Source organism: Pseudomonas sp. TH32 (genome assembly GCF_016650855.1).
Taxonomy (GTDB): Bacteria; Pseudomonadota; Gammaproteobacteria; order Pseudomonadales; family Pseudomonadaceae; genus Aquipseudomonas.
Genome location: NZ_JAEKFA010000002.1, coordinates 5,616,882 through 5,641,471 on the forward strand (window position 1 = coordinate 5,616,882; position 24,590 = coordinate 5,641,471).

Sequence of the window (24,590 nt, forward strand, 5' to 3'; positions counted from 1 at the left end):
GTCATACCTCGTTGAGCAGTTGAGCGGCATCCAATGCCGCGCGGCCCCGTGGGCCATGGAAGTATTCGTGAATCCAGGCGTCGTCCGTTTCCGAGACGACATCGATGGCGTCCGCCACCAGTACCTTTTTCTGTGCCAGCACCGCCACGCGGTCGGTGATGGTGTACAGCGTGTCGAGGTCGTGGGTGACCAGGAACACGCTCAGGCCCAGCGCATCGCGCAGGGTCAGGATCAGTTGGTCGAAGGCGGCGGCGCCGATCGGGTCGAGGCCGGCGGTGGGTTCGTCGAGAAACAGGATGTCCGGGTCCAGCGCCAGGGCGCGGGCCAGGGCCGCGCGCTTGATCATGCCGCCGGAAAGTGACGATGGGTATTTGTCGGCGGCCGACAACGGCAGCCCGGCCAACGCCAGTTTCACTGCCGCCAGGTGTTCGGCGTCGGGACGGCTGAGGCCGGCATGCTCGATCAGCGGCAAGGCGACGTTTTCCGTGACCGTCAGCGAGGAAAACAGCGCGCCCTTCTGGAACAGCACGCCGAAGCGCCGTTCCACCATCGAACGCTCATGCTCCGACAAGCTCGGCAAGTTCTGCCCGAACACCCGCACCTGCCCTTCGCTCGGCTGGCGCAGGCCAATGATGCTGCGCAGCAGCACCGACTTGCCGCTGCCCGACCCGCCGACCACCGCGAGGATCTCGCCCTTGTACAAATCCAGGTCGAGGTTCTCGTGCACGCTTTGCGGACCAAAGCGGTTACACAGGCCACGGACTTCAATCACCGCCTCGGTGGGCGCACGGCGTAAGCGACTCACCAGCCCATCTCCATGAAGAACAGCGCTGCGACCGCATCCAGCACGATCACCACGAAAATCGATTGCACCACGCTGGAGGTGGTGTGGGCGCCGACCGACTCGGCGCTGCCGCTGACCTTGAAGCCTTCGAGGCAGCCGATGGCGGCGATCAAAAAGGCGAAGATCGGCGCCTTGACCATGCCGACCAGGAAATGCTGCACGCCGATGTCCGATTGCAGCAGCGAGAGGAACATCGCCGGCGAAATATCCAGGGCCACGGCGCACACCACGCCGCCGCCGATAATCCCCGAGATCATCGCCAGGAACGTCAGCATCGGCAGCGCCACCAGCAACGCCAGCACCCGGGGCAACACCAGCAACTCCATCGGGTCCAGGCCCAGGGTGCGGATCGCGTCGATTTCTTCGTTGGCCTTCATCGAGCCAATTTGTGCAGTGAAGGCACTGGCGGTGCGGCCGGCCATCAGGATCGCGGTGAGCAATACGCCAAATTCCCGCAGGAACGAGAACGCCACCAAATCGACGGTAAAAATGCTCGCGCCAAAACTGGCCAGCACAGTGGCGCCGAGAAACGCCACCACCGCGCCCACCAGAAAGGTCAGCAAGGCAACGATGGGCGCCGCATCGAGGCCGGTCTGTTCGATATGCGCAACCATCGGCGTCACGCGCCAGCGCTTGGGCCGGAACACGCCACGGGCGAAGGTTTCGAGGATCAGGCCGATAAAGCCGAGCAACTTCATGCCGTCTTGCCAGACGGTGTACACCGCGCTGCCGATGCGTGCCAGCAACATAATGCCGGCGGCCTCTTCCGGCTCCTTGACCGGCACGCAGAAGTCGTTCAGGGAGCGGTAGACCGTTTTCAGCAGCGCGCGGTCGGCGGTCGAGAGGCTGCAGTCAGTGTGTTCGGCGGATTGTTCGATGCGCTCGGGGCCGAGCAGCTCCACCAGCAGCGAAGCGCCGGCCGTGTCCAGGGCGCCCAGGCCGTTAAGGTCGATGCGGGTGCCCGCGTCGTACTGGCCGTCGAGCTTTTCCGACAGCTTCTTCAGGTTGGCATAGTGGGCAAGCGTCCAATCCCCCGTAATCCTCAGCTGTGGAGGTTGGGTGGACGTGTCCAGATGGGCTGCACCGGCCGTTGTGCTACTGGTCATAAGCTCCGAGCTTGTTTGGCTATTCCAGAATTCCTACGTAATAGCACGATCCTGCCTACTTTGGCGCGTCCGGCGTTGCTGGGGCCTGACCGGGGTCAGTCACCTTGAAGCGCAGCACGCCGATCACTTGGCCATCTTCGGTCAGCACCCGTACCTGCCAGCGGCCCACCGAGTCGGGGGGGAAGTTCTGTTTGTGGGTCCAGGCCCGATAGCCTTCCTTGCGCCCGCCGTGAATGTCCAGGGCGATGCGGTCGACTTCCTTGCCGTTGAATTTCCACACATGGTAGATGCGCTCATCCAGCCCGCGCGGTGCGTTGATCGCGGTATAGGCATACAACCCGCTGTTGCGCAGTTGGGCGGCGCTGACTTCTTTCAAGTCATCGCCGGGCGTGCGGTCCTGCAATTGAGTGCTGATGGCCACTTCGGTCATCCACAACGTCGCGGGCGGCACCCAACTGCGCAGGAACCAGCCGGCGCAACCAATCGCTGCCGTAACCCCCAGCAGCATCGCCCAGCCTTTGATACTGCGCAGCGGCAGGCTCACCGCCAGGCTCGGGATCGAAAGCAGCATCGCCACGCCGAGGGCCAGTTTGTAACTCTCGGCGGTGGTCAGGTGCAGGATGATCGGCAGCGCGGTCAGCAGGGCCGCAAACAGGGTCAGGGTGTGCAGCGCCAGGAACAGCGAACGCTTGGGCGCCAGCCACTTGTAGTACAGCGGGTCGGTGATCGAGACCAGCGCCGCCGCGCCCAACAGGCCGGTAAAGATCGACTGGCCGCTGTTCCAGGTGGTGGTGACAAAAAAGAACGGCAGCACAAAAAACAGGCTTTCCTGGTGGATCATCTGCGTGGCGTAGCGCAGCAGCGGCTCGGGGATTTCCCGTTTGAAGACTTTGCTGAACAGCTGGGTGAAGCTGTTTTCCAGCATCAGCCATAACCAGCTCACCAGCATGATGATCGCGATCCAGCTGGCCATGCCTTGCTGGCGATCCACCAGGATGAAGCTGCCCACACCGGAGATGAAACCGCCGAGTGCAATCACCCCTGGGTAGCGCTTCATCAGTTCGAGGACGCGCTGGATGGTCTGGGTCAGGATAGGCATTCGGCAGTTCACAGTCTTTGTAGGAAAAATCCCAGACAGAATAACGTTTTAGCCGTTTTCCCGGGGCCTCATTACGCAATCCCTTTGCGATAACGCCACACGCCGAGCAACACAATCGCGATCAGCCCCAGCGCGCCGGCGGCGATCCAGTTGAGGGTGTCGTAGCTGAACAGCGGTTTCTCGATGCGCCAGTAGCCGTTCTGCTTGAACAGCTCGCGCATGGCCTGGTTGGTTTGCTCCAGGCTGACGGCCTTGATGCGCTTGGCCGGGTCGCTGAAACGCCCCTTGGCGTAGTCGCCCGAGGCGCTCCAGTAATAGTCGGCCAACGCACTGTTGCCCTGAACCGCCCACGCCTGGCGGGCGATGGCGGCTTGTTGCAGGCGGGCGAAGGTGGCGGGGTCGAGGCCGTCCTGAAGCAGTTGGGCCTTGAGGGTTTCCAGCACCTGTTCGGCTTCGGGCAAGTCTTCGCGCTCGAGGTCGGCGTTGAGGCTCATGAAGCCGACGCCGCCGAGCACTTCGCGTTCGCTCCATGGGCCGTAGGACAAGCCGTGCTGCAGCCGCAATTGGCGATACAACGCCCAGTCCAGATAGTCCTTGAGCAGGTCGAAGGTTTCATCGTACTGGTCGTCCAGCACTGGCTCGGGGAACAACCAGTGCAGCTTGGCGTTGTCACCCACCCAGCCATGGATCAGGTCACGGCGAATCGCGGCGGCGTGTTGAATCTCCGGCAGTGCACGATGTTCCGTGGGGTCAACCGGATCCAGCTCGCCGTAGGTGCGTTCGAGGTAGGCCGGCAACAGCTTGTCCAGGTCGCCGACGATGATCAGGGTCATGTTGTTGGGGGCGTACCAGGCCTTGCGCAGTTTTTCCAATTGGTCGCGGGTCAGGTGGTCGACGTCGGCACGTTCGGCGCATTTGAGCCCCAGTTCCACCGCAAGCTGACTGCTGGCCTTGTGGCCGAGGTCCTGGCGGTCCAGCAGGCGTTGCAGGTGCGAGTAATGGCCGCCGTCTTCGCGTTCCACCACCTGTTTGGCGGCATTGATGTTGGCGTCGGTCAGTTCGGTACGGGTGATGATGGCCAGCAGCAGGTCGAGCACCTTGCGCTGGTTTTGCGCCGGCGCCTCGATGACGAAAGTGGTGTCGGCGTTGCTGGTATAGGCGTTCCAGTCGCCGCCGAGGGCTTGCATGCGCTCTTCCAGATCACCTTCGCCGCCACCGTCGATTCCGCTGAACAGCAGGTGTTCCAGCAGATGCGGCAGCTCTTTGTCTTCGCAACTGAAGTCGTCCAGACCGACGCCTACGACCAGGCGAATGGCCACGTGGCCGCGCTCGGTGCCCGGCTTGAGCAGCAGTTGCAGGCCGTTGGGCAGTGTGTAGCCCTCGACTTGCAAGCGGTCAAAGGCAAAGGTGTGTGCCGAGCCCATAAGCAGGCAGGCGAATAACAGGCGACGCATAACAAGCTTCCTGGCGAGTGAGGTCCTTGTTAACTGACTTCACTCGCCACCTTACGTTCAGGGCGAATGGGTGATGTCGGCAATATCGTCCGCCGAAAGGGCGCCGGTGTCGGTGGTTTCCAGCACCACATACGCGCTGCTGCAGAACAGCGAGTTGAGGCGCTTCATGTCGGCAATCAGCTCCAGGTGCAGGGAACTGGTCTCCAGGCTCTGTACGATTTTACGTTGCAAGCGGCTGACGTGAGCGTGGGCCAGGCGACGCTCCTGGGCGCGAAAACGACGCTTCTCCCGCAGCAATTGCCGGGCGCTTTCCGGGTCGGCGCTGAGGAACACCGACAGGCCCAGGCGCAGGTTGGCGATCAACTGCGTTTGCAGACCGGCCAGCTCTTCCAGGCCGACTTCGGAGAACGAGCGGCGCTGGGAGGTTTTTTGCTGCTGGACCTTGCGCAGCATGCGTTCGATCAGGTCACCGGCCAGCTTCAGGTTGATCGACAGCTCAATGATTTCGGCCCAGCGTCGGCTGTCGTGCTCGCTGAGGTCTTCGCGGGGCATTTGCGCGAGGTAGAGTTTGATCGCGCTGTAGAGCGCTTCAACGTCGTCGCTCAGGCTGCGCATTTCCTGGGTGATGGCGGTCTGCTTGCCCCGCAGCACTTCCAGCATCGAGGTCAACATATTGTCGATCAAGTCACCCAGGCGCAGGGTTTCGCGGGCGGCGTTGGCCAGCGCCAGGCTTGGCGTGGCGAGCGCCGCCAGGTCCAGGTGACGGGGCTTGGCCAGGCCGTTGACCTCTTCACGCTCCGGCAGCAACCAGGCGCACAAGCGGGACATCGGGCCAATAGTCGGCAACAGGATCAGGCAGCGGATGACGTTATAGAGCAGGTGAAAGGTGATCACCATGCCTTGGGCGCTGTAGTCCAGGGTGTCCATCCACAGCGCCAGCGGGTCGAGGGCCGGGATGATCAGCAGCAGGCCGATCAGCTTGTAGAGCAGGCTGCCCAGGGCCACCTGGCGACCGGCGGCGTTCTGCATGCTGGTGCTGAGGAAGGCCAGCACGCCGCTGCCGATGTTGGCGCCGATCACCAGGCCGATTGCCACGTGCAGGCCGATCACGCCGGCGCCGGCCAGGGTCGCGGTCAGCAGGACGGCGGCCAGGCTGGAGTAGGAAATCATCGCGAACAGTGCGCCGACCAAGGCATCGAGCAAGATATCGCCGGTCAGCGAGGCGAACAGGACCTTCACGCCCTGCGCGTGGGTAATCGGGCCTGCGGCTTCGACGATCAATTGCAGCGCAAGAATGATCAGCCCCAAGCCAATACCGACACGGCCCATCTGCCCGGCGCGCGTCTGTTTGCGCGACAGGAAGAAAATCACCCCGAGAAAAATCAGCAGCGGCGACAGCCACGACAGGTCAAAGGTCAGCACCCGGGCCATTAATGCCGTACCGACATCGGCACCGAGCATGGTCGCCAGGGCGGGCATCAGGCCCATCAGGCCTTGGCCGACAAACGAGGTCACCAGCATCGCCGTGGCGTTGCTGCTTTGCACCATGGCTGTCACCAGGATGCCGGCGATAAACGCCAGCCAGCGCTTGGACATGTTCTGCCCGATGACCTGGCGCAAGTTGGAACCGTAGACCCGCAGGATGCCGGTACGGACGATGTGCGTGCCCCAGATAAGCAGGGTCACGGCGGAAAGCAGATTGAGCAAGGTCAGCATGCTCGGCCCCCCGTGTGGGTTAGCTCAAAAAGAGCAAATAAGAATTGCCGCGTGCCGTTCTACGTCTTGTACTTAAGCTGTAGTTGGCGAATGGGCTCTGCGCCAGCATCGCATAGCTAAAGTCGGGATTGAAACAAAACTGTCATGAAATCAGTTTTTTGCAGATGAAAAAAAGGGGCTCGAGAGCCCCTTTTTCAGCAGCGGATCAAGGTTACTGACCCGGAATGTCCTTGCGCAGTTTCACAGGGTCCTGCTGTTTTTTCTTTTTCGCGATGGCGGTACGCATCTTGATGTTCACCGCTTCCACCGCCAGGGAGAACGCCATGGCGAAGTAAACGTAGCCTTTTGGCACGTGAACATCGAAGGCTTCAGCGATCAGAACGGTACCCACCACCAGCAGGAACGACAGCGCCAGCATCTTCAGCGACGGGTGTTTGTCGATGAATTCGCTGATGGTGCCAGCGGCCAGCATCATCACCAGTACGGCGACGATAATCGCAGCCACCATCACCGGTACGTGGGAAACCATACCGACTGCGGTAATCACCGAGTCCAGGGAGAATACGATGTCGATGATCGCGATCTGGATGATGGTGTAGATGAACTTGCCACCGGCGCCTTTTGGCTCGTCGTGGGTTTCGTCCTCACCTTCCAGGGCGTGGTACATCTCCTGGGAGCTTTTCCACAGCAGGAACAGGCCACCGAAGAACAGGATCAGGTCGCGACCGGAAATGCCTTGGCCGAACACCACGAACAGGTCGTCGGTGAGGCGCATCACCCATGTGATCGACAGCAGCAACAGGATCCGCGTGACCATCGCCAGGGCCAGGCCGAAGATCCGGGTACGCGCCTGCATGTGCTTGGGCATGCGGCTGACCAGGATCGAAATCATGATGATGTTATCGATGCCCAGGACGATCTCGAGGGCCGTCAGGGTGAAGAAAGCAATCCAGATTTCCGGATTGGTCAGCCATTCCATGTGTATTCCTTTGAACGAGTGTTAGACCGCGCCGGCTTTAAGCGCCGGTGCAGTGAGTTGTACGATTATAGAGTGCTGAACAGCGGAAAAATCCCCATCAGCAATGCGGCGACCATTATGCACAGGCACACCAGTACCGCCCACTTGAGGGTGAAGCGCTGGTGATCGCCAAATTCGATACCCGCCAGGGCCACCAACAGGTAAGTGGATGGAACCAGTGGGCTCAACAAGTGCACGGGTTGGCCAACGATCGAGGCGCGAGCCATTTCCACGGCGGTGATGCCGTAGTGACTGGCGGCTTCGGCCAATACGGGCAGTACACCGTAGTAGAACGCGTCGTTGGACATGAAGAACGTGAACGGCATGCTCACCAGTGCGGTGATCACGGCCAGGTAAGGGCCGAGGGCGTCGGGGATGACCGCCAGCAGGCTCTTGGACATGGCGTCGACCATGCCGGTGCCGGACAGGATGCCGGTGAAGATACCGGCGGCGAAGATCAACCCGACCACCGCCAATACGCTGCCGGCGTGGGCGGCGACGCGGTCTTTCTGCATTTGCAGGCACGGGTAGTTGACGATCATCGCGATACTGAAGGCCACCATGAACAGCACGGGCAGCGGCAGCAGGCCGGCAATCAGGGTGCACATCAGGGCTAGCGTCAGGGCGCCGTTGAACCAGATCAGCTTCGGACGGCGGGCGTCCGGGTACTGCGAAACGCTGATTTCGCTGTGGTCAATTTCGTCACCGTGCAGGTGCAGTTCACCGAGACGCGCACGTTCGCGCTTGCCGTACATGTAGGCAATCACCAGGATGGCAACCACGCCGGCGAGCATCGCCGGGATCATCGGTACGAAAATGTCCGATGGGTCTACATGCAGCGCACTGGCCGCACGGGCGGTCGGGCCGCCCCATGGCGTCATGTTCATCACGCCGCCGGCCAGGATGATCAGGCCGGCCATGATCCGCGGGCTCATGCCGATGCGCTTGTACAACGGCAGCATGGCGGCCACGCAGATCATGTAAGTGGTGGCGCCGTCACCGTCCAGTGAGACCACCAGGGCCAGTACGGCAGTGCCGACCGAGACCTTCAGCGGGTCGCCCTTGACCAGCTTGAGGATCTTGCGCACGGCCGGGTCGAACAGGCCGGAGTCGATCATCAAGGCGAAATAGAGGATGGCGAACATCAGCATCACGCCGGTCGGCGCGAGCTTGGTGATGCCTTCGAGCATCATCGGGCCGATCTTCGGTGCAAAGCCGCCGAACAGCGCGAACAGAATTGGCACGATGATCAAGGCGATCAGCGCAGACAGGCGCTTGGTCATGATCAGGTACATGAACGTGATGACCATGGCAAAGCCAAGGAAAGTCAGCATAGGAATACTCCAGGCGTAGCGCGGCTAGGGAATGGCGAACCGGTTGGGGTCAGCGCAGAACGAACAGCACGAGGCGTACGGGTGGAGTTGGGGCAAACAGGCGGGTACGAGCGGACATCGGGAATCACCATTGTTGTTGTTAACAACCGGTCTGTTGCCGGTAGTGGTGGGCGATCCTAGTCCCGGAAGCTTTCAGCCAGCTTTCGCTTAAGAAACAGGCTACGTTGAGTGACGACTGGTCTTATATGAAATAAGGATGTGGGAGACGGGGCATGCATGAGCAACACCAAGGCGGCTGCCATTGCGGGCGGGTGCGTTATCAGTTCAGCGGGGCGTTGGTGGACATTGCCCACTGCCACTGTTCGGTTTGCCGGCGGGTCAGCGGTGGGTTGGTGACCACCTGGATCACCCTGCCCCGTCCCGCGTTTGCGTGGGTGGCGGGAACGCCGGCGCAGTACGAATCGTCATCGACGTGCGTGAGGTATTTCTGTTCGAACTGTGGGGCGCACCTGGCGTTGGAAACTCGCCTGAGTCCCCAGAGTATCGATGTGACCATCGCGACCCTGGATCATCCGGAACAGGCCCCGGCAGAACGGCACATCTGGGTAGAGAGCCGATTGCCGTGGCTGCGCCTGGATGAACAGTTGCCGCAAGAGGATGGGGAAACGCTCTAGGGCAACTCGAACCCGCCGGAGGCCTTGTGCAGCGCTCGCAAGTGCTCGCCCAATTGCTTGAGGTTGGCTTCACACGCGGCAATTTCCGCTGCGCGGGACGGCTCCAGCAGCGCCCTCACCTCCTTGTCCAGGTCGCCGGTCAGCGACTGCAACTGTTTCTGGCGCGCGGCGCTTTCAGATTCCAGGCGTTGGGATTCGGTCGGCTGGGGCAGGCCGTAACCGCTGGTGCCCAACAGCTCTGCCGGACGACTGAGGAAGCCGCTGTTGGCGAGGATCTGCTGTAAGGTCGCGTTGGCCTTCTCCATACCGCCGTTCTTCAGCTCGCGGGCACCGAGGTAGCGTTGTTTGACTTCATCCTGGGCCAGCATGAGTTGCTTGCGAAAGCTTGCCTGCTCCAGCAGCAACAAGGCCGCGCTGGCGCGCAGGTCGGCCTCGGCGAACCATGGGCGCCGCTCTTCGGCGCTCAGTGAGAGCCAGTCCTCTACCTCGGCCTGCTTGATTGGCAGGCGCTTTTTCAGCACCTCGAACATCGCCTGGTACCGCTCGCGGAAAGAATCGAAGTGATAGCCCAGGCGCAGCGCGCGTTTTTTGTCATCCAGCACGCTGGTATCGGCCAGCCCCCGGCCCTTGAGGACTTCCAGCAGACCATTGGGCGTGATGTTGTCCAGGCCGGTCAGCTGCGGGTTGGCGCTGCCGCTGCGTAACAGTTTCAGGCTCTCCACTGCGCAGTTGTTGGAGATGAAGAAGTAATTGCCGTCGTAGCTCCAGTGCATTTCGGCGGCGTGTTCGACAGTGTCGTTGATCTCTTGGCGGGTCAGTTTCAGCGGCACCGACGCCAGGCCACGCAGTTCGGTCTTGGTGTACTCGTCGATGACTTGTGACAGCGGCAGCACGAACAGCCGTGACGGGTATTTGCCGATCAGGCCGTCCCAGCTCGACAGTTGTACGTCTCCGACGAATGCGCGGTAGGACAGAACCAGGTGCTGGTCCAGGTCCAGCCGGCAATCCGGGCCCCGTGGCCGGCCTGGGGCGCAGATCACCAGGCGCAACATGCTATGGCCCCAGCGGCTTACCAGGTTCTGGTTGGCCTCGGCCAGCAGGTAGTCGATTTCGTAGACTCTCTCGGGGTCGACCTGACCCAGCGGGGTCTTGGCGAAGTCGTTGCCGGCGTTGAGGAAGTCGTAGGTCTTGGCGCAGGTGTCCTTGGCTGGCGGCGCCCAGCCAAAGTGTTCCTTGTAATAGCGGTACAACGAAGGCCGGCGGCAGGCGTAGCTCGGGTCGAGGAGGAAGTACTCCATGTTGACCGCGACGAATTCCAGCGGGCTGGTGGTTTCGTAGATGTCCGGGCTGCGGGCGACCTGGTGGTTGTTCTGTTCACGTTCGCCGCGACGCCCGACGTATTGCGGCCAGCCGGCAAGGTCCAGCAGGCGTGGGTCATCGCTGAGGGTAAAGCGGCGATCGTTCTGGCCACGGCATTGATCAGGCAGGCCGATCAGGCCGGTGATGTTGTTCTGGCGGCTGCAACGCTGGATCAGCGTGCGGTCGGCGCTGGACCACAGCCGGGCGCGGTCGTAGATGTGGGTCAGTTCATGCAACACGGTGGCGAGCATTTCCCGGCGCACGGTGCCATGGGGGCGGTTGGTTTTTTGTGTCGCGGCGCTGCCGTCGGTGAGGCTTTCCAGCAGGTTGCTGTTGAGGTCCAGTTCGGACACCAGTGACGCCTGGCCGTAGGCGTTTTCGGGCATCTTGTCGGTCCAGCCGACGTCGATGGTCCGGTCCAATTGCTCGATGAAGCGCGGCGGCAACGCCTGCATCGCCTCATCCAGCAATGCCTGGCTTGCCTGCTGCTGGGCCGGGCTCAAGCCGTCAGTCTTGAGCCGCAGTTGCAGGGCGGCCTGAGCCGCGCTGGCGCCGAGCAGCAGCGTGCCGGCCAGTAGCCAGGCGGCAACTCGCCTCACAGTGCGAGGATAGCTTCGGCGAGGACCTGGTCGCTGGCGTCGCGGGCTTCTGGCACGCGGGTTCGCAGGGTATCGAACGCGGCTTCCAGCTGAGCGCCGCGAATCTCGCCATTGCTGGCGACGAAACTGGCAGCATCGTCGTGGGCTTCGCGCACGACTTTGGAGTCGCGGATGGACGTGGTGGTGTCCGAGGTGAAATCAATGGTACGGGCCGAGGCACGGACGATGATGTTACTGGTGGCCTTCAGGGTTTGCGCCTGGGCAACACCGGCCAACAACAGCAGGCCGAGAGCGGCGGCGATCAGCGGGCTACGCATGGAATGACTCCGAAATACAAAGATGATTATTGGACGAGAATTGCTTGCGCCAGTTCAAGGTCACTGGCGTTAAGTTTTGGCTGGGTGTGGCGCAGATAATCCAGCGCTGATTCCAGTCGGGCTCCCCGCCATTCGCCGTCAGTGGCAATGAAAGCGGCAGCGTCATCCTGGGCGGCCAGTATCAGTTTATGGTCGAACGGTGCGGAGGTCACTTTGCTGGTGGCATACGCACTGACAACCAGGCTCTGGGTTGACAGGTCAAAGGCCGGAGCTTGGGTGGACCAGCAGGTGCAAAACACTACGGGAGCGATCAACAGGCGGTATGAAAAAGCCATGGGACTCGACAACTGAAAACGAGCGCCAAGGCTAGCGCAATGCCCGGGCGAGAGCCAGCGCGCAGGATCAGGGAGCGCCTGGCGCTCCCGTCTTCCCCACCTGCGGTCAGATGGCCAGGATCGCCTGGGCCAGTTGAGCGTCAGTCGCGGTATTCAGTTGTGGAGCCTGTTGGCGGATCTGGGCCAGGGCGCTTTCCAGTTTCACGCCCCGGATGGCGCCGTCGCTGGCCACAAAGCTGGCGGCGTCGTCGCGGGCGGCACGTACGACCTTGTTGTCACGCAGGGAGGACGTGGCATCGGAGGTCGCATCCGAGGTGGCTTTCAGAGCGCCGACGATCGAATCCGTGGTCACGATCAGACTGGAGGCGTTGGCATTGGCAGCCAGGGCCAGCAGGGCTGCAGCGCTCAGCAGGCGAAGACGGGACATGGGGTGACTCCTGTAAATGAACGAATAAAAGTGGCACAAAGCCGCTACTTGATCAGCGGGACCATGGGCATCAGACGCCCGTTCTACAGGGTTCGCCACGTGGTAATCGGATATTAAGCCGCCGTTTATCCGTTCGGATAGTCACCCGTGGTGATTACTCGCTCCAGAACGACTTGGACAGTTCGGCTGCTCGGTCGCCGTGGCTGATGCCCGCGTCAGATAACTCCCGCGGGTCCAGTTGAGCCAGCAACCTGCGTGTACGGGCACGTTGCTCCCAGCGGGCGAGTGCCGAGGCCGTGCGTTGCAGTAGCCTTATCAATAGAGGGCGTTGCTGGGCTTGGGTGTTCATGGCGAGCGCCTTTTATGAGGTTCTGAAACTCCATGTTGGGCGCGAAGGTTTTACCGGTACAGATACACCAAGGCTAAATTGTACTGCTTAATTGTTATGTTTTTTAAACTGTACCTGTTGATATGAAAGCCTATTGTTTTTGCTCTTAGAAATCCAAACCCCAGAAACAACAAAACCCGCCTCCGGTTACCCGGGGCGGGTTTTGCTTGATCAATTCTGAGTGCTGGCTGTGGACCCGGTGGGTCAGGGCCAGCGGACGCTAATTAGCGCCAGAACGGCTTGCTCAGCTCTTCGTAGCGTTGTGCTTCGCTGATACCGGCGTCAGCCAGCAGACGCGAATCCAGACGAGCCAGTTGATGGCGGCTGGAGATGCGGCGCTGCCACAACATCAGGTTGGCGATAACGCGCAGAGGCAGGGAAGCCTGGGTGTTTACAGCTTTTTCTTCGAAGAACAGATCGGAACTGAGTGTACGTTCCATGATGACATCCTTCCGCTTGTGGCGGGATTAGGTAGTGGTTTAACTGATGCCAATGATCCTCTTCCGGCGCAAGACTCTCTAGATACAGTTCACCTGTATTGTGAGGGGCCAGTTAACTGTTTATAGGGGCTGTACTGTACGAAATTGGGGCAACTGTACCTGTCGGCACTTTTATGGTGCGTTTTAGGCATTTTTAGAGAAAGGTGTGGGATATTTCGGTAGGAAACGACCGGTACAGCAGTACAGTTTTTTCTAAAAGATGGGTTTGCAAACCCGGACTGATGAAACTGTGTTTGCATCAGTCCGAATCTGTATCAATTACGCTTTCAGCATATGCCCGGTTTCTTCCAGGTTGATGTGCCAACTCAGTGCTTCTCGCAGGATGTGCGGGGTGTGACCGCCCAGCGCGCAGGCTTGGGTGAAGTACGTGTTCAGGGCGTCGCGGTATGCCGGGTGCACGCAGTTGTCGATGATGACCCGAGCCCGCTCACGCGGCGCCAGGCCGCGAAGGTCTGCCAGGCCGACCTCGGTCACGAGGATGTCGACATCATGCTCGGTATGGTCCACATGGCTGACCATCGGCACGACGCTGGAGATTGCCCCGGCCTTGGCGATCGACTTGGTGACAAAGATCGCCAGGTGCGCGTTGCGTGCAAAGTCACCCGAGCCGCCAATCCCGTTCATCATCCGCGTGCCGCAGACGTGGGTGGAGTTGACGTTGCCGTAGATGTCGAACTCCAGCGCAGTGTTGATGCCGATAATGCCCAGGCGCCGTACCACTTCCGGGTGGTTGGAGATTTCCTGGGGCCGCAGCACCAATTTGTCTTTATAGCGCTCCAGGTTGCCGAACACGTCGGCGTTGCGCCGTTCCGACAAGGTGATCGAGCTGCCCGAGGCGAAGCTCAGCTTGCCGGCGTCGATCAGGTCGAACGTCGAGTCCTGGAGTACTTCCGAATACATTGTCAGGTCTTCGAACGGCGACTCGATCAAGCCGCACATCACCGCGTTGGCAATGTTGCCGATGCCGGCCTGCAGCGGGCCGAGCTTATTGGTCATGCGCCCGGCGTCGACTTCTTCTTTAAGGAAGTTGATCAGGTGGTTGGCGATCGATTGGGTGTCGCTGTCGGGCGGCGTCACGGTGGAGGCCGAGTCGGCCTGATTGGTGATGACGATGGCGACGATCTTCTCCGGTGGGATCGGAATTGCGGTGCTGCCGATGCGGTCGTCCACGGCCACCAACGGAATCGGTGTGCGGGTCGGGCGATAGCTCGGGATATAGATGTCGTGCAGGCCTTCCAGGTTCGGGTTATGCGCCATGTTGATCTCGACGATCACGTGCTTGGCGAAAATCGCGAAACTGGCAGAGTTGCCCACGGACGTGGTCGGCACAATATGGCCTTGCTCGGTAATGGCCACGGCTTCGATTACCGCGATGTCCGGCAGCTTGAGCTGATTGTTACGCAGCTGCTCGACGGTCTCCGACAGGTGCTGGTCGATAAACATCACTTCGCCGGCGTTGATCGCCTTGCGCAGAGTGCTGTCTACCTGGAATGGCATGCGTCGCGACAGTACGCCGGCTTCGGTCAGTTGCTTGTCCAGGTCATTGCCCAGGCTGGCACCGGTCATCAGGGTGATTTTCAGCGGCGAGGTCTTGGCGCGTTCGGCCAAGGCGTGGGGCACGGCCTTGGCTTCACCGGCGCGGGTGAAGCCGCTCATGCCGACGGTCATGCCGTCCTGGATCAGTGCGGCAGCGTCAGCCGCGCTCATGACCTTGTTCAACAACGAAGGCAAGCGGATACGATCACGGTACATGGATTGTTATCTCGGGCTACGGAAGCAAGATGCGCAGTCTAGTGATTTCAAAAAATTTCGTCCCGCTACCATGGTCGAATGCCAGGCAGCGATTTAGAGCCTTCTGTCGGTTTTTTACCGGCAATAAAAAACCCCAGCCTACTAAAGGCCAGGGTTTTGGGTATTGCGCTGGCGCAGTTTTTATTCGACGGCTTTGACCATGTCTTCGATGACCTTCTTGGCGTCTCCGAAGACCATCATGGTCTTGTCCAGGTAGAACAGTTCGTTGTCCAGGCCGGCATAGCCGCTGGCCATGGAGCGCTTGTTGACGATGATGGTCTTGGCTTTGAACGCTTCGAGAATCGGCATCCCCGCGATTGGCGACTTGGGATCATTCTTGGCAGCCGGGTTGACCACGTCGTTGGCGCCGAGCACCAACACCACGTCGGCCTGGCCGAACTCGGAGTTGATGTCTTCCATCTCGAACACCTGGTCGTAAGGCACTTCTGCCTCGGCCAGCAGTACGTTCATGTGGCCGGGCATGCGGCCGGCAACCGGGTGGATCGCGTACTTCACGGTCACGCCGCGATGGGTCAGCTTCTCGGTCAGCTCTTTCAGCGCATGTTGCGCCCGTGCCACCGCCAGGCCATACCCCGGGACAATGATCACGGTGTCCGCGTTGGTCAACAGGAAGGTTGCGTCATCAGCCGAACCGGACTTCACCGGGCGAGCTTCTTTAGAGCCCGCGGGGCCCGCGGCGTCTGCTGTGTTGCCGAAACCGCCGAGCAGCACATTAAAGAAGGAACGGTTCATCGCCTTGCACATGATGTACGAGAGGATCGCGCCGCTTGAACCCACCAGGGAGCCGGCGATGATCAGCATCGAGTTGTTCAGCGAGAAACCGATACCCGCCGCCGCCCAGCCGGAGTAGCTGTTCAGCATCGAGACGACCACTGGCATGTCGGCGCCACCAATCGGGATGATGATCAGCACGCCCAGTACGAACGCCAGGGCCAGCATCAATGCGAATGCGCTGAGGTTTCCGGTGAGCATGAAGGCCAGGCCCAGGCCCAGGGTCAGCAGGCCCAGCACCAGATTCAGCTTGTGCTGACCGCCGAACTGTACCGGTGCGCCCTGGAACAGGCGGAACTTGTACTTGCCCGACAGCTTGCCGAAGGCAATGACGGAGCCGGAGAACGTAATCGCGCCGATGGCAGCACCAAGGAACAGTTCCAAGCGGTTACCGGCAGGGATCGAATCCCCCAGGTGTTTGACGATGCCCAGGGATTGCGGCTCCACGACTGCGGCAATGGCAATAAACACCGCAGCGAGGCCGATCATGCTGTGCATGAACGCCACCAGTTCCGGCATCTTGGTCATTTCTACGCGCTTGGCCATGATCGAGCCGGCGGTGCCGCCGACCAGCAGGCCAACGATCACGTACCCGATGCCGGCAGTCGCCAGCTCCGCGCCGAGCTTATAGATGAGGCCCACGGTGGTGAGCACTGCCAGCGCCATGCCGAGCATGCCGAACAGGTTGCCGCGCCGCGAAGTGGTTGGGTGTGACAAGCCTTTGAGGGCCTGGATAAAGCAGATCGACGCGATCAGGTAGAGCGTCGTAACCAGATTCATGCTCATTACTTCGGCGCCTCTTCTTTTGCTTTCGGGGCTTTCTTCTTGAACATCTCAAGCATCCTGCGGGTAACCAGGAAGCCGCCGAATACATTGACCGCAGCCAGGGCCACGGCCAGGGTGCCCATGGTCTTGCCCAGCGGCGTCACGGTGAGTGCGGCCGCCAGCATGGCGCCGACGATTACGATCGCCGAAATTGCGTTGGTCACGGCCATCAGCGGGGTGTGCAAGGCCGGGGTGACGTTCCAGACCACGTGGTAACCGACATAAATTGCCAGCACAAAGATGATCAGGTTGTAGATACCGGGGGAGATAAGCTCTTCCATCGTCTGAATCCCTGCTTAGGCGTTTTTGCGGATGACTTGGCCGTCGCGGCACATCAGGCACGCGGCGACGATGTCGTCTTCGAGGTTGATTTCAAACTGCCCTTCCTTGGTGAAGACCAGCTTCAGGAAGTCCAGCAGGTTGCGCGCGTACAGCGCCGAGGCATCGGCTGCGACGGCGCCTGCCAGGTTGGTCGGGCCGCAGATGGTCACGCCGTTTTCCACGACCACCTGGTCTGCCACGGTCAGTGGGCAGTTGCCGCCCTGGGCTGCCGCGAGGTCGATGACCACCGAACCTGGCTTCATTTGTGCGACGGTCTCGGCGCTGAGCAGGGTTGGCGCCTTGCGGCCCGGGATCAATGCGGTGGTGATGACGATGTCGGCTTGCTTGGCGCGCTCGTGCACGGCCAGGGCCTGACGCTGCATCCAGCTGGTGGGCATCGGACGTGCGTAGCCGCCAACACCGACGGCGCATTCGCGCTCTTCATCGGTTTCGTAGGGCACGTCGACGAACTTGGCGCCCAGGGACTCGATCTGTTCCTTTACGGCCGGCCGCACGTCGGACGCTTCGATGACGGCGCCCAGACGTTTCGCGGTAGCAATCGCCTGCAGCCCTGCTACGCCCGCGCCGAGGATCAGCACGCGAGCGGCTTTCACCGTGCCTGCGGCGGTCATCAACATTGGCATGAAGCGTGGGTAGTGATGGGCGGCGAGCAACACGGCCTTATAACCGGCAATGTTCGCTTGGGAAGACAGCACATCCAGGCTTTGCGCGCGGGAGGTGCGCGGTGCGGCCTCAAGGGCAAAGGCCGTGATGCCATGCTCGGCCAGTCGGGTGATGGTTTCGTTGCTGAACGGATTGAGCATGCCCACCAACACCGCGCCGCGTTTGATCAGCGTCAGTTCGCTGTCATTCGGGGCTACGACCTTGAGAATCAGTTCGGCACCGAATGCCTCGCTGGCGTTGCCAATGGTTGCGCCTGCCGCTTCATAGGCACTGTCGACGACACTGGCATTGATGCCTGCCCCGCTTTGCACAGTGACCTTGTGGCCCTGGCCGATCAGCTTCTTGATGGTTTCCGGGGTGGCAGCCACCCGCGTTTCACCGGTCTGGGTTTCGAGAGGAACACCAATGTGCACGTCAAATCTCCTGCATGATCTTTTTGCTTTGATTTTTGTAAAAGGCCAGTGCACCGCAAGAGGTGCATCTGGGCGGCCGATCAGCACGATCCCGCTGAAATACAGCGGGGCGCGGCATTTTGCAGGCGAACTTTACGGCCTTCAAGAGATTATGACGGGTGACGAAAAATTAACTACAAGTCACCCTGTGACTGATTGTCGCAATGCATGGGTATAACTCTTTCAAATACAGGTATTTAAAGGGGTTTAGCTAAAATATTGGCTTGTCGTCATGGTTGATGTGAATGGCTGTCTATCGCTGTCACATTATGGCTACAGGCCAATATACGTATGGCTTTAAGACCGATTTACCGCCAAAAGATGCGGTCTTCTAAATTGCGACATATATATACATATGTAGGTATTTTAATTTGCTGACTACAGAGTCAATAAGCCAGCGTTCGCCTTTAGCTATTGGGGTTGTAGCGCAGTGACTGATCGATCAGCCAGTCTCTGAACGCGTGAAGAGAAGCCGATTCGACTTTTCTCTCGGGAATCATCAAGTAATACGCCTTTGAACTCGCCAGTACCTGGGGGCTTGCGATCACCAGGTGCCCTTCGTTCAATTCCCTTTGAATGAGGAACGGCGGGATCAGTGCAATGCCCATGTCGTGCATGGCTGCCTGGGACAACATGGAGAATAGCTCGTAACGCGGGCCTGTCATGTCGCGGGGTATGTCTAGCTGTTGCGCGTTGAACCACTGGCGCCAGGCGTAGGGTCGAGTGGTTTGCTGCAGCAGCGGCAGTTCGGCAATTTCCTTCGCGCTGAAGTGCGTACGTTCACCCAGCAAGCGCGGGCTGCACACAGGGAGCGGGTTTTCTCCCATTAGTTTGTGGGATTCGGTACCGGACCAGTCGGCGTCGCCAAAGTAGATTGCCGCGTCGAATTCGGTGTCGGCAAACAGGAACGGCCGCGTGCGGTTGGTCAGGTTGACGGTGACCTCCGGGTGCTGATGCTGAAAGTCCTTGAGGCGCGGGATCAGCCACTGGGTACCGAAGGTGGGGACTACCGCCAGTTCGATAACGTTGGTGCCCTGCTGGCCCATCACCGACAAGGTGTCGCGCTCGACCGCGTCCAGTTGTGTGGCTACCCGGCGGCTGTAGGAAAGCCCGGCTTCTGTCAGCTTCACGCCTCGGCGTGAGCGTCGAAACAGCTCGACACTCAAAAACTCTTCGAGGCTGGCGATCTGTCGGCAGATTGCGCCTTGGGTGATCGAAAGCTCCTGCGCAGCCTTGGTAAAGCTTTCGTGGCGGGCCGCCGCCTCAAAACTGACCAGGGCCGTGGTGCTGGGAATCTTTCTGCGCATGTACCGTAGCCTCACAAGTAACTAGCATCTATGGCGATTTTTTATGTTTCGGAGTGAGAAATTAGCACAAGGCTATGCAAAAACCTCGTTTGCCCTCCTCGCCTGCCCGGCCTAGGCTCCATGCACGACTTTTGATTTACTTCGCGAGGACTCACTCATGGGCGGTAAGGCAAGCTTCAACTGGATCGATCCACTGCTGCTGGATTCACAGCTCACTGAAGAAGAACGCATGGTGCGCGACAGCGCCGAGCAGTTCGCCCAGGACAAGCTGGCGCCGCGTGTGCTCGAAGCCTTTCGCCATGAAAAGACCGACCCTGCGATCTTCCGCGAAATGGGCGAGACCGGTCTGCTGGGTGCAATGATTCCCGAGCAGTACGGTGGCAGCGGTTTGAACTACGTCAGCTACGGCCTGATCGCTCGCGAAGTCGAGCGCGTGGACTCTGGCTATCGCTCGATGATGAGTGTGCAGTCATCGCTGGTAATGGTGCCTATCAATGAATTCGGTACCGAAGCGCAAAAGCAGAAATACCTGCCGAAGCTGGCTTCTGGCGAATGGATTGGCTGCTTTGGTCTGACCGAGCCTAACCATGGCTCGGACCCGGGCGCGATGATTACCCGTGCACGCAAGGTAGATGGCGGCTACAGCCTCACCGGCAGCAAGATGTGGATCACCAACAGCCCGATTGCCGATGTCTTCGTGGTGTGGGGCAAGGACGATGCGGGCGACATTCGTGGCTTTGTATTGGAGAAGGGCTGGAAAGGCCTGAGTGCTCCGGCGATCCACGGCAAGGTCGGGCTGCGCGCCTCGATCACCGGTGAAATCGTCATGGATAACGTGTTTGTGCCTGAAGAAAACATCTTCCCGGATGTGCGTGGCTTGAAAGGTCCCTTCACTTGCCTTAACTCGGCGCGCTACGGGATCTCGTGGGGTGCATTGGGGGCTGCGGAGTTCTGCTGGCATACCGCGCGCCAATACACCCTTGATCGTCAGCAGTTCGGGCGTCCACTGGCGGCAACCCAATTGATCCAGAAGAAGCTTGCAGACATGCAGACCGAGATCACCCTCGCCCTGCAAGGTTGCCTGCGGTTGGGTCGCATGAAGGATGAAGGTACAGCGGCGGTGGAGATTACCTCGATCATGAAGCGCAACTCCTGTGGCAAGTCTCTTGATATTGCGCGGATGGCACGTGACATGCTCGGTGGCAACGGTATCTCCGATGAGTTTGGCATTGCCCGTCACCTGGTCAACCTTGAGGTGGTGAACACCTATGAGGGTACCCACGACGTGCATGCGCTGATCCTGGGGCGTGCGCAAACCGGTATTCAGGCGTTCTATTAATAGGAGAGCGACCATGGGCGCGCTATCGCACCTGCGGGTACTGGATTTGTCGCGAGTGCTGGCGGGCCCCTGGGCCGGGCAGATACTTGCGGACCTTGGCGCTGAAGTGATCAAGGTCGAGCGGCCTGGTAATGGAGACGACACTCGAGCCTGGGGGCCACCCTTCCTCAAGGATGCGTATGGGGAGAACACCACAGAGGCGGCGTATTACCTGTCGGCCAACCGTAACAAGGAGTCGGTAACCATCGACTTCACGCGGCCGGAGGGGCAGAAGCTGGTACGTGACCTGGCGGCGAAGTCCGACATTCTGATCGAGAACTTCAAGGTGGGTGGCTTGGCGGCCTATGGGCTGGACTATGAGTCGCTCAAAGAGATCAATCCGGAGTTGATCTACTGTTCGATTACCGGGTTTGGCCAGACTGGGCCCTATGCCGCTCGGGCGGGCTACGACTTCATGATCCAGGGGCTTGGCGGGTTAATGAGTCTGACGGGCCGTCCCGAGGGGGAAGACGGTGCTGGCCCAGTCAAGGTAGGCGTGGCGCTGACGGATATCCTGACGGGGCTCTATTCGACAGTGGCGATTCTGGCCGCCATGGCCCACCGGGATCATGATGGTGGTGGTCAGCATATCGATATGGCGCTGCTGGATGTGCAGGTGGCTTGTCTGGCTAACCAGGCGATGAACTACCTGACGACGGGCGTTCCTCCCAAGCGCTTGGGCAATGCTCATCCGAATATCGTGCCGTATCAGGATTTTCCTACGGCAGATGGCGACTTCATTCTCACCGTGGGCAACGATGGACAGTTTCGCAAGTTTGCCGAGGTGGCCGGGCATCCGCAGTGGGCGGATGATCCGCGGTTTGCGACTAATAAGCTGCGGGTGGCCAACAGAGCAGCGCTGATACCGTTGATTCGCCAGGCGACCGTATTCAAGACAACTGCTGAATGGGTGGCTCAGTTGGAGCGGGTGGGCGTGCCTTGCGGGCCTATCAATGACTTGGCGCAGGTGTTTGCCGACCCGCAGGTAAAGGCGCGCGGGCTGGCGATGGAGTTGCCTCATGCGTTGGCGGGGATGGTGCCCCAGGTAGCGAGCCCTATGCGACTGTCCAAGACGCCTGTTGAATACCGCAGTGCGCCTCCCCTGTTGGGTGAGCATACTCATCAGGTCCTGCAGCAGGTGCTGGGTTTAACGCCGGCGAGTGTGTCGGCGTTAAGGGATGCCGGGGTCATCTGAGGCTTCCCTTCTATATAGAGGGCTGTTTAAGTTCTCTATATAGAGGGGAGTTGGTTGATTTTTAGCCAGGAATGTCTATTTGATAGAAATCCTGAATTAAGGGTTGACGGCAGATTCTGGAAGTCTATAATTCGCCCCACTTCCGGCGCACTCGAAACGGAAAACTCCTTGGTAAACAAAGAGTTATGTAGGTTTCGACAGTGAGCTGCTTCAGATATCGAAGCCTGGAAGAAGTTGATAGAGCGGTGTAGTTTAGCTCTGTTAACGGTTCGATCTTCTCGGTCGAAAGCGGAGAAAAAGAGGTGTTGACAGCAGCGTGTAACGCTGTAGAATTCGCCTCCCGCTAACGAGAGATCGGAAGCGCAAGTGGTTGAAGTTACAAAGGAAACTTTGAAAGCTTCTGAAAATAATCACTTGACAGCAAATGAGGCTGCTGTAGAATGCGCGCCTCGGTTGAGACGAAAGATCTTAACCAACCGCTCTTTAACAACTGAATCAAGCAATTCGTGTGGGTGCTTGTGGAGTCAGACTGATAGTCAACAAGATTATCAGCATCACAAGTTACTCCGCGAGAAATCAAAGATGTAACCAACGATTGCTGAGCCAAGTTTAGGGTTTCTTAAAAACCCAAAGATGTTTGAACTGAAGAGTTTGATCATGGCTCAGATTGAACGCTGGCGGCAGGCCTAACACATGCAAGTCGAGCGGTAGAGAGAAGCTTGCTTCTCTTGAGAGCGGCGGACGGGTGAGTAATGCCTAGGAATCTGCCTGGTAGTGGGGGATAACGTCCGGAAACGGACGCTAATACCGCATACGTCCTACGGGAGAAAGCAGGGGACCTTCGGGCCTTGCGCTATCAGATGAGCCTAGGTCGGATTAGCTAGTTGGTGGGGTAATGGCTCACCAAGGCGACGATCCGTAACTGGTCTGAGAGGATGATCAGTCACACTGGAACTGAGACACGGTCCAGACTCCTACGGGAGGCAGCAGTGGGGAATATTGGACAATGGGCGAAAGCCTGATCCAGCCATGCCGCGTGTGTGAAGAAGGTCTTCGGATTGTAAAGCACTTTAAGTTGGGAGGAAGGGCAGTAAATTAATACTTTGCTGTTTTGACGTTACCGACAGAATAAGCACCGGCTAACTCTGTGCCAGCAGCCGCGGTAATACAGAGGGTGCAAGCGTTAATCGGAATTACTGGGCGTAAAGCGCGCGTAGGTGGTTCGTTAAGTTGGATGTGAAATCCCCGGGCTCAACCTGGGAACTGCATTCAAAACTGACGAGCTAGAGTATGGTAGAGGGTGGTGGAATTTCCTGTGTAGCGGTGAAATGCGTAGATATAGGAAGGAACACCAGTGGCGAAGGCGACCACCTGGACTGATACTGACACTGAGGTGCGAAAGCGTGGGGAGCAAACAGGATTAGATACCCTGGTAGTCCACGCCGTAAACGATGTCAACTAGCCGTTGGGAGCCTTGAGCTCTTAGTGGCGCAGCTAACGCATTAAGTTGACCGCCTGGGGAGTACGGCCGCAAGGTTAAAACTCAAATGAATTGACGGGGGCCCGCACAAGCGGTGGAGCATGTGGTTTAATTCGAAGCAACGCGAAGAACCTTACCAGGCCTTGACATCCAATGAACTTTCTAGAGATAGATTGGTGCCTTCGGGAACATTGAGACAGGTGCTGCATGGCTGTCGTCAGCTCGTGTCGTGAGATGTTGGGTTAAGTCCCGTAACGAGCGCAACCCTTGTCCTTAGTTACCAGCACGTTATGGTGGGCACTCTAAGGAGACTGCCGGTGACAAACCGGAGGAAGGTGGGGATGACGTCAAGTCATCATGGCCCTTACGGCCTGGGCTACACACGTGCTACAATGGTCGGTACAGAGGGTTGCCAAGCCGCGAGGTGGAGCTAATCCCAGAAAACCGATCGTAGTCCGGATCGCAGTCTGCAACTCGACTGCGTGAAGTCGGAATCGCTAGTAATCGCGAATCAGAATGTCGCGGTGAATACGTTCCCGGGCCTTGTACACACCGCCCGTCACACCATGGGAGTGGGTTGCACCAGAAGTAGCTAGTCTAACCTTCGGGAGGACGGTTACCACGGTGTGATTCATGACTGGGGTGAAGTCGTAACAAGGTAGCCGTAGGGGAACCTGCGGCTGGATCACCTCCTTAATCGACGACATCAGCTGCTCCATAAGTTCCCACACGAATTGCTTGATTCATTGAAGAAGACGATAAAGAAGCAGCCCGAAATTGGGTCTGTAGCTCAGTTGGTTAGAGCGCACCCCTGATAAGGGTGAGGTCGGCAGTTCGAATCTGCCCAGACCCACCAATTTTGTGTGGGAAACGCCTGTAGAAATACGGGGCCATAGCTCAGCTGGGAGAGCGCCTGCCTTGCACGCAGGAGGTCAACGGTTCGATCCCGTTTGGCTCCACCACTACTGCTTCTGAAAGTTGAAAGCTTAGAAATGAGCATTCCATCATTGTGATGGTGAATGTTGATTTCTAGTCTTTGATTAGATCGTTCTTTAAAAATTTGGGTATGTGATAGAAAGATAGACTGAACGTTACTTTCACTGGTAACGGATCAGGCTAAGGTAAAATTTGTGAGTTCTCTTAGTTGAGAAATTCGAATTTTCGGCGAATGTCGTCTTCACAGTATAACCAGATT

At 59.1% G+C, this 24,590-nt stretch carries 21 protein-coding genes, 2 tRNA genes and 1 rRNA gene; 6 read left to right on the forward strand and 18 right to left on the reverse strand.

All coding sequences use genetic code 11. The features are described 5' to 3' along the window. Nucleotide 1: 1 nt before the first annotated feature. The 7 genes from JFV30_RS29495 to JFV30_RS29525 form a co-directional block, all read right to left on the reverse strand. Entirely contained in the window at nucleotides 2-805 is an 804-nt protein-coding gene (locus tag JFV30_RS29495) for an ABC transporter ATP-binding protein (protein ID WP_010168669.1), read from the reverse strand. After that, complete coding sequence (locus JFV30_RS29500) at nucleotides 802-1,950, reverse strand: ABC transporter permease (protein WP_010168671.1); 1,149 nt, start codon at nucleotides 1,948-1,950, stop codon at nucleotides 802-804. The genes JFV30_RS29495 and JFV30_RS29500 overlap by 4 nt, the downstream gene beginning before the upstream one ends. A gap of 55 nt (nucleotides 1,951-2,005) precedes the next feature. Further along, nucleotides 2,006-3,049 carry a DUF5924 family protein gene (locus JFV30_RS29505; protein ID WP_201125814.1) on the reverse strand — a complete coding sequence of 348 codons (1,044 nt, stop codon included), beginning with the start codon at nucleotides 3,047-3,049 and terminating at the stop codon, nucleotides 2,006-2,008. Between the two features lie 71 nt (nucleotides 3,050-3,120). Continuing rightward, on the reverse strand, nucleotides 3,121-4,503 hold the full coding sequence (locus tag JFV30_RS29510; protein ID WP_201125815.1) for a M16 family metallopeptidase: 1,383 nt from the start codon (nucleotides 4,501-4,503) through the stop codon (nucleotides 3,121-3,123). Between the two features lie 57 nt (nucleotides 4,504-4,560). Then, on the reverse strand, nucleotides 4,561-6,219 hold the full coding sequence (locus JFV30_RS29515; protein ID WP_169386708.1) for a Na/Pi cotransporter family protein: 1,659 nt from the start codon (nucleotides 6,217-6,219) through the stop codon (nucleotides 4,561-4,563). A gap of 211 nt (nucleotides 6,220-6,430) precedes the next feature. After that, a complete protein-coding gene (locus JFV30_RS29520; RefSeq protein ID WP_010168680.1) occupies nucleotides 6,431-7,198 on the reverse strand; it encodes a TerC family protein in 768 nt (255 codons plus the stop codon). 65 nt (nucleotides 7,199-7,263) lie between these two features. After that, on the reverse strand, nucleotides 7,264-8,571 hold the full coding sequence (locus tag JFV30_RS29525; protein ID WP_010168681.1) for a CitMHS family transporter: 1,308 nt from the start codon (nucleotides 8,569-8,571) through the stop codon (nucleotides 7,264-7,266). Between the two features lie 272 nt (nucleotides 8,572-8,843). On the opposite strand from JFV30_RS29525, the gene JFV30_RS29530 reads away from it, so the two are divergent. Next, entirely contained in the window at nucleotides 8,844-9,245 is a 402-nt protein-coding gene (locus tag JFV30_RS29530; RefSeq protein WP_201125816.1) for a GFA family protein, read from the forward strand. On the opposite strand, the gene JFV30_RS29535 is transcribed toward JFV30_RS29530, so the two are convergent. From JFV30_RS29535 to JFV30_RS29585, 11 genes are all read right to left on the reverse strand, one after another. Beyond that, complete coding sequence (locus tag JFV30_RS29535; RefSeq protein WP_201125817.1) at nucleotides 9,242-11,203, reverse strand: DUF7844 domain-containing protein; 1,962 nt, start codon at nucleotides 11,201-11,203, stop codon at nucleotides 9,242-9,244. The two genes, JFV30_RS29530 and JFV30_RS29535, sit on opposite strands and share 4 nt — an antisense overlap. Continuing rightward, nucleotides 11,200-11,520, reverse strand: a complete 321-nt coding sequence (locus tag JFV30_RS29540) for a DUF2388 domain-containing protein (RefSeq protein ID WP_010168687.1) — start codon at nucleotides 11,518-11,520, stop codon at nucleotides 11,200-11,202. Before JFV30_RS29540 ends, JFV30_RS29535 begins: the two co-directional genes overlap by 4 nt. 26 nt (nucleotides 11,521-11,546) lie before the next feature. Then, nucleotides 11,547-11,855: a DUF2388 domain-containing protein gene (locus JFV30_RS29545; protein ID WP_201125818.1), complete on the reverse strand. Its 309-nt coding sequence runs from the start codon at nucleotides 11,853-11,855 to the stop codon at nucleotides 11,547-11,549. 106 nt (nucleotides 11,856-11,961) lie between these two features. Continuing rightward, a complete protein-coding gene (locus JFV30_RS29550) occupies nucleotides 11,962-12,282 on the reverse strand; it encodes a DUF2388 domain-containing protein (RefSeq protein WP_010168690.1) in 321 nt (106 codons plus the stop codon). A gap of 154 nt (nucleotides 12,283-12,436) precedes the next feature. Beyond that, a complete protein-coding gene (locus JFV30_RS29555) occupies nucleotides 12,437-12,631 on the reverse strand; it encodes a DUF1127 domain-containing protein (RefSeq protein WP_201125819.1) in 195 nt (64 codons plus the stop codon). Nucleotides 12,632-12,894: 263 nt separating this feature from the next. Continuing rightward, nucleotides 12,895-13,110 carry a DUF1127 domain-containing protein gene (locus JFV30_RS29560; protein ID WP_010168694.1) on the reverse strand — a complete coding sequence of 72 codons (216 nt, stop codon included), beginning with the start codon at nucleotides 13,108-13,110 and terminating at the stop codon, nucleotides 12,895-12,897. 318 nt (nucleotides 13,111-13,428) lie between these two features. After that, the gene (locus JFV30_RS29565) at nucleotides 13,429-14,922 is read right to left on the reverse strand and encodes an acetyl-CoA hydrolase/transferase family protein (protein WP_177084578.1); all 1,494 of its coding nucleotides are present in this window, start codon (nucleotides 14,920-14,922) and stop codon (nucleotides 13,429-13,431) included. A 180-nt stretch (nucleotides 14,923-15,102) separates the two neighbouring features. Then, complete coding sequence (locus JFV30_RS29570; RefSeq protein WP_010168698.1) at nucleotides 15,103-16,539, reverse strand: NAD(P)(+) transhydrogenase (Re/Si-specific) subunit beta; 1,437 nt, start codon at nucleotides 16,537-16,539, stop codon at nucleotides 15,103-15,105. Then, on the reverse strand, nucleotides 16,539-16,859 hold the full coding sequence (locus tag JFV30_RS29575; protein WP_003220416.1) for an NAD(P) transhydrogenase subunit alpha: 321 nt from the start codon (nucleotides 16,857-16,859) through the stop codon (nucleotides 16,539-16,541). Before JFV30_RS29575 ends, JFV30_RS29570 begins: the two co-directional genes overlap by 1 nt. Before the next feature lie 15 nt (nucleotides 16,860-16,874). Beyond that, nucleotides 16,875-17,996 (reverse strand): Re/Si-specific NAD(P)(+) transhydrogenase subunit alpha, encoded by a 1,122-nt coding sequence (locus JFV30_RS29580; protein WP_010168702.1) that lies wholly within the window; start codon nucleotides 17,994-17,996, stop codon nucleotides 16,875-16,877. Nucleotides 17,997-18,442: 446 nt separating this feature from the next. Continuing rightward, nucleotides 18,443-19,342 (reverse strand): LysR family transcriptional regulator, encoded by a 900-nt coding sequence (locus tag JFV30_RS29585; protein WP_201125820.1) that lies wholly within the window; start codon nucleotides 19,340-19,342, stop codon nucleotides 18,443-18,445. A 157-nt stretch (nucleotides 19,343-19,499) separates the two neighbouring features. On the opposite strand from JFV30_RS29585, the gene JFV30_RS29590 reads away from it, so the two are divergent. The 5 genes from JFV30_RS29590 to JFV30_RS29610 all read left to right on the forward strand — a co-directional run bounded on the left by JFV30_RS29590 (nucleotide 19,500) and on the right by JFV30_RS29610 (nucleotide 24,357). Beyond that, nucleotides 19,500-20,681 carry an acyl-CoA dehydrogenase gene (locus JFV30_RS29590; protein ID WP_010168706.1) on the forward strand — a complete coding sequence of 394 codons (1,182 nt, stop codon included), beginning with the start codon at nucleotides 19,500-19,502 and terminating at the stop codon, nucleotides 20,679-20,681. A 13-nt stretch (nucleotides 20,682-20,694) separates the two neighbouring features. Continuing rightward, on the forward strand, nucleotides 20,695-21,915 hold the full coding sequence (locus JFV30_RS29595; RefSeq protein WP_010168708.1) for a CaiB/BaiF CoA transferase family protein: 1,221 nt from the start codon (nucleotides 20,695-20,697) through the stop codon (nucleotides 21,913-21,915). A 639-nt stretch (nucleotides 21,916-22,554) separates the two neighbouring features. Continuing rightward, nucleotides 22,555-24,091 (forward strand): 16S ribosomal RNA (locus JFV30_RS29600). An 83-nt stretch (nucleotides 24,092-24,174) separates the two neighbouring features. Then, nucleotides 24,175-24,251, forward strand: a tRNA-Ile gene (locus tag JFV30_RS29605). A 30-nt stretch (nucleotides 24,252-24,281) separates the two neighbouring features. Then, a tRNA-Ala gene (locus JFV30_RS29610) sits at nucleotides 24,282-24,357 on the forward strand. Nucleotides 24,358-24,590 lie beyond the last annotated feature (233 nt).